At 68.5% G+C, this 4,095-nt stretch carries 5 protein-coding genes; 4 read left to right on the top strand and 1 reads right to left on the bottom strand.

Going from position 1 to position 4,095, the window contains the following annotated elements:
* Positions 1–83 precede the first annotated feature (83 nt).
* The gene (gene metG, locus AC156L_RS01200) at positions 84–1,553 is read left to right on the top strand and encodes a methionine--tRNA ligase (protein WP_330875427.1); all 1,470 of its coding nucleotides are present in this window, start codon (positions 84–86) and stop codon (positions 1,551–1,553) included.
* The gene (locus AC156L_RS01195; protein ID WP_330875428.1) at positions 1,553–2,035 is read left to right on the top strand and encodes a MarR family winged helix-turn-helix transcriptional regulator; all 483 of its coding nucleotides are present in this window, start codon (positions 1,553–1,555) and stop codon (positions 2,033–2,035) included. The genes metG and AC156L_RS01195 overlap by 1 nt, the downstream gene beginning before the upstream one ends.
* Here the strand turns inward: AC156L_RS01195 and AC156L_RS01190 are convergent.
* Entirely contained in the window at positions 2,032–2,898 is an 867-nt protein-coding gene (locus AC156L_RS01190) for a hypothetical protein (RefSeq protein WP_330875429.1), read from the bottom strand. The two genes, AC156L_RS01195 and AC156L_RS01190, sit on opposite strands and share 4 nt — an antisense overlap.
* Positions 2,899–3,194: 296 nt before the next feature.
* Here AC156L_RS01190 and AC156L_RS01185 point away from each other — a divergent pair, with 296 nt between their 5' ends.
* Positions 3,195–3,740: an aminoglycoside phosphotransferase family protein gene (locus tag AC156L_RS01185; RefSeq protein ID WP_330875430.1), complete on the top strand. Its 546-nt coding sequence runs from the start codon at positions 3,195–3,197 to the stop codon at positions 3,738–3,740.
* Positions 3,731–3,946 carry a hypothetical protein gene (locus tag AC156L_RS01180; protein ID WP_330875431.1) on the top strand — a complete coding sequence of 72 codons (216 nt, stop codon included), beginning with the start codon at positions 3,731–3,733 and terminating at the stop codon, positions 3,944–3,946. Before AC156L_RS01185 ends, AC156L_RS01180 begins: the two co-directional genes overlap by 10 nt.
* Positions 3,947–4,095: the final 149 nt, after the last annotated feature.

Raw genomic sequence — 4,095 nt, 5'->3', positions numbered from 1 at the left:
TCCGGCCTCCTCCGCACGTCCTGACCCGCCGACGAGGAGGCCCCTGGGGCCGTCCTCGTGCAGCAGGGGCTGGGAAGGTAGCGATGAGCCGCTACTACGTGACGACGTCCATCCCGTACGTCAACGGGAAACCCCACATCGGGCACGCGCTGGAGCTCGTCCAGGTCGACGTGCTGGCCCGGCACCGGCGGCAGCGCGGTGACGAGGTGCGGGCGCAGACCGGGACCGACGACAACGCGCTGAAGAACGTCCACAGCGCCGAGGCGGAGGGGATCGGGCCCGCCGAGTACGTCGCGAGGGTGGCCGAGCGGTTCGCGGGGCTCGGCAAGGCCCTGGAGCTGGAGTTCGACGACTTCGTCCGCACGAGTTCCGACCCGCGGCACGCGCCCGGTGTGGTGAAGCTGTGGGAGGCGTGCGCCGAGGACTTCTACCGGCGCAGCTACACCGGGCTGTACTGCGTGGGCTGCGAGGTGTTCTACCGGCCGGACGAACTGGTCGACGGCAGGTGCCCCGAGCACGGGACCGTGCCGGAGGAGGTGACCGAGGACAACTGGTTCTTCCGGCTGAGCCGGTACCAGGACCGGCTGGAGCGGCTCGTCGAGGACGACGTGGTGCGCGTGGAACCGTTGTCGCGCAAGCGGGAGGTGCTGTCCTTCCTCCGGTCCGGGCTGGAGGACTTCAGCGTCAGCCGCAGCACGGACCGGGCCCGCGGCTGGGGCGTCCCGGTGCCCGGCGACCCCGGCCAGGTCGTGTACGTCTGGTTCGACGCGCTCGCGAACTACCTCACCGGCCCCGGCTACGGCACCGACGACGCCGGGTTCCGGCACTGGTGGGCCGACTGCCCCGAGCGGGTGCACGTGATCGGCAAGGGCATCATCCGGTTCCACGCGGTGTACTGGCTCGCGATGCTGCTGTCGGCGGGAATCGCTCTGCCGACGACGATCTTCGTCCACGAGTACCTGACAGCGGGCGGGCGCAAGATCAGCAAGTCCGAGGGGAACGCCGACGACCCGGCGGAGGTCGTGGATGGGCACGGTTCGGACGCGGTGCGGTGGTGGCTGCTCAGCGAGGTGGCGCGGGCCGGAGACACGGACTTCACCGCGGAACGCCTCGTCGCCCGCGCGAACGAGGACCTGGCGAACAACCTCGGCAACCTGGTCAACCGCACGGTGTCCATGATCGCGAAGTTCGGTCCCGCGGAGGGCGACGACCCCGGTGCCACGGCGTTGCGGGAAGCCCGTGCCGACGCGGCGGACACGATCGACCGGGCACTGGCGGGGTTCGACTTCCGCCGTGCGGTGGAGGCCGTGACGCGGATCGGCGACGAGGCCAACCGGTACGTCCAGGCCACGAAGCCGTGGGTGCTGGCGAAGCAGGGGAGCCCGGAGCTGCCGCGGGTCCTGGGCGAGCTGCTCGCGACCTGCCGGGACGTCGCCGAGCACCTCACGCCGTTCCTGCCGTCGGCCGCGGCCCGGATCGCGGCGCAGTGCGACGGGGCCCCGATCAGGCCGGTGTTCCCGAGACTGATCGAGGCCGAGGACGTCAGAACGTGATGACGACCTTGCCGCGCTTGTGCGAGGTGAAGAAGTCCTTCGCCGCCTGGGCGGACTCGGCGAACGGCGCCGTGCCGCCCACCGGCACGGTCAGGCGCCTGAAGGAGGTCCTGGCCGCTGACGACCTCCTCCTGCCCCAGTACGGCCTGCTCGTGACCCTCGACGACTTCGGCCCGACCTCCCAGCAGTGCCTCGCCGATCCGCTCGACATGGACAAGAGCCACCTCGTCGGCAAGATCGACAAGCTCGACAAGCTCGCGGAGCGCGGCCTGCTGGCCCGTGAGGCGGACCCGGTGGACCGGCGGCGGCACCGGATCGTGCTCACGGAGCAGGGGAAGGCACTGGTCGAGCGCATCCGGCCGATCGCCGAGAAGTCGCAGGGGGAAGCGCTTGCGGTGCTGTCGGAGGAGGAACGGGCAGTGCTCGAATCGCTACTGCTGCGCGTGCTGGATGCGCACGACGCGGAACGGGTGGGCGGTTAGCGGAGGTCGAGGCGCATGCCCACGCGGTGGTCGGCGTCGACGTCTCGGGCGACCAGTTCGACGACCGGGCGTTTGTGCTTCGCGGTGTACAGGGACAGGTCGAAGTTGTCCTTGTCCAAGCCGACCGGGTCGTACTTCGCTCGGGTGCCGACCGGCAAGGTGATCCGGTAGTCCAACTGGTCGAGGTCGCGGCTGAACAGGCAGACGAACTCGTCCAGCCTGTCGTGTCGCATCAGCGGAACGCACTTGCCAGGCCATTCGTACTCCAGGCGCAGCCTGATCTGGTCACCCAGCCCTGGCGGCTTCGAAACGCAGTGGGCGAGGATCTCCAGCCTGCCGTCCGGTTGCCAGCGGGAGGTCTCGCTCCACCGACCGCTCCCTGTTCCCATGATCTCCAAGCCCGTCATGCTCACGCGGACCTTTCGCCGTGTGCGTTCAGGCTGCGCCCAGTTGGGCCCCAGGCACACGCGGAGGAAGTGCAGCGCCTCCGCCTCCACACTGGCGTGGATCGTGACGCTGCCGAGGACGTCACCGTTCGGCGCGATGTCGACAGCCTCCGACCAGCGGTGGATGTGCCACGTCGGATTCATCCGACTGGTGACCACGTCGCAGTACCGCGAAAGCAGGAGGCGGTGTTCGTTCGCCTGGGCGCGGAGAGTCCTGTGGTGCGTGGTCAACATCAGCAGGACGCCGAGCAGGCACATGGTGGCGATGACCAGCGCGCCGGCCTTGATGGCGATCGTGCCGAAAATCGCGCTCAGGAGACTCGCGAAGGCGAGGACTCCCAGTACTCCCCTGATGAGTCCGCTGATGCCGGTTCTTTCCAGGTAGTCGTCCAGGAAGTCGATGAATCCTTGCAGCATCGGTACCTCCGCGGCGTGAGCAGTCATGGAACCGAGTTCATCGTGACGCTCAACGGAAAGATCATGTGGATGACATCGCGACCGGGTAATCCGATCGACCCGCCAGCCCGACGCCCTTAGGTTCCACGCGTGGTCTTCCCCCTCGCCGACACCGAGCCCTGCTCGACGCCATCGCCAAGGACGAGGTCCTGCTCCGGCCCGCCGTCCTGGCCCTCTGCGACCACCTGGGCCTGAACACCACCGTCGAACGCTTCCCCGACGGCTCCCTCCCGGTCTACGCCGCAGGTCACGACCACGTGCTCAAGCTCTTCCCCCAGGTCTACCTACCCGAGATGTCGGTCGAACGAGACGTGCTCAAGGCCGTCGACGGTCGCCTGCCGATCCCCACCCCCGCCGTCCTGGCGAGCGGCGAGTTCGGCGGCTGGGGGTACGTCCTCATGCGACGGCTCCACGGCGAGAGCCTCAGTGAAGTGTGGCCGCGGCTCAACCGGGAACAGCGCGGCCGGGTGGCAACGCGGGTCGGGGAGGCGTTGGCGGTGTTGCACGGGCTGCCGTCGCCGGAACTGGGGCCGGGTGACTGGCAGGCCTTCATCACCCGGCAAAAGGCCGGCTGTGTGGAGCGGCAGGCGGCGAGGGGGCTCGGGGAAAATTGGTTGAACCAAATTCCCGGTTTTGTGGATTCGGTGGATCTTGGCAGCCCTGATCCGGTCTTCCTCCACACCGAGGTGATGGGTGATCATTTGCTCGTCACCCCCGATCTGGAGTTGTCGGGGCTGTTCGACTTCGAACCGGCCATGAGGGGCGCCGCGGAGTACGAGTTCGTCGCCACGGGGTGTTCCTGACGCGCGGCGACCGCGAGGCGCACGGCGCCCTGCTGCGCGCTTACGGGTACCGGGAGGTCGACCGGGAACTGCCGCGCAGGTTGCTCGCGTACGCGCTGCTGCACGTCTACAGCAACCTGCCGTGGTACCTCCGCGAGATTCCACCCGGCGGGGTGAAAACGCTCGACAGCCTTGCTGACCTGTGGTTCGGCACGTCCGAGGTGTGAGCCAACCGGCTGGAAACGGTGGCGAATGGCCGCCAACGCAGGTTCGTCCTCGTACGATGGTGCGGACGGGTGGAGTGGTGGAACGGGAGGTCGCGATGACTCATGCCTATGTGGTGCGTTTCGTCGGCGGGCCTCTGGACGGCCGGGTG

The sequence above is a fragment of the Umezawaea sp. genome (assembly GCF_057122925.1).
The sequence above is the reverse complement of the archived record's forward strand: the minus strand, read 5'-3'. Positions and strand labels throughout refer to the sequence as shown.